This window comes from Acuticoccus kandeliae (assembly GCF_003073115.1).
The window spans coordinates 1-656 of record NZ_QBBV01000023.1; the positions used below are offsets into that span (position 1 = coordinate 1).

Below are 656 nucleotides of genomic sequence, written 5' to 3' on the forward strand. Positions count from 1 at the left end.
GTCCTGGGCACCGGCGTCGACCGACGGGATGTACTCCCGCGGGACACGGCCACCGGTGACCTTGTTCTCGAACTCGTACAGCGCACCGTCACCGCTGGTGAGCGGCTCGAGCTTGATGATGACGCGGGCGAACTGGCCCGAGCCACCGGTCTGCTTCTTGTGCGTGTACTCGAACTTCTCGACGGCCTTCTTGATGGTCTCCCGGTAGGCCACCTGCGGCTTACCGATGTTGGCCTCGACCTTGTAGTCGGACTTCATCCGGTTGACCAGCACCTCGAGGTGCAGCTCGCCCATACCGGCGATGATGGTCTGGCCGGTCTCGTCGTCCAGGGAGACCTGGAACGTCGGGTCCTCCTCCGCCAGCTTCTGGATCGCCAGCGAGAGCTTCTCCTGGTCCGCCTTCGACTTGGGCTCGACGGCGACCTGGATGACCGGGTCCGGGAAGGTCATCGACTCGAGGACGATCGGGTTCTGCGGGTCGCAGAGCGTGTCCCCGGTGGTCGTGTCCTTCAGACCGATGACCGCGTAGATGTGGCCGGCCACGGCCTCGTCGACCGGGTTCTCCTTGTTGGAGTGCATCTGGAACAGCTTCCCGATGCGCTCCTTCCGGTCCTTGGTCGAGTTGATGACCTGGGCGCCGGCGGCGACCTGACCCG

1 protein-coding gene is annotated in these 656 nt (G+C 64.9%); it reads right to left on the reverse strand.

The genetic code is table 11. The features are described from left to right. On the reverse strand, positions 1–656 hold a 656-nt coding region (locus DBV35_RS29100), incomplete at both ends, for an EF-Tu/IF-2/RF-3 family GTPase (RefSeq protein ID WP_245944146.1).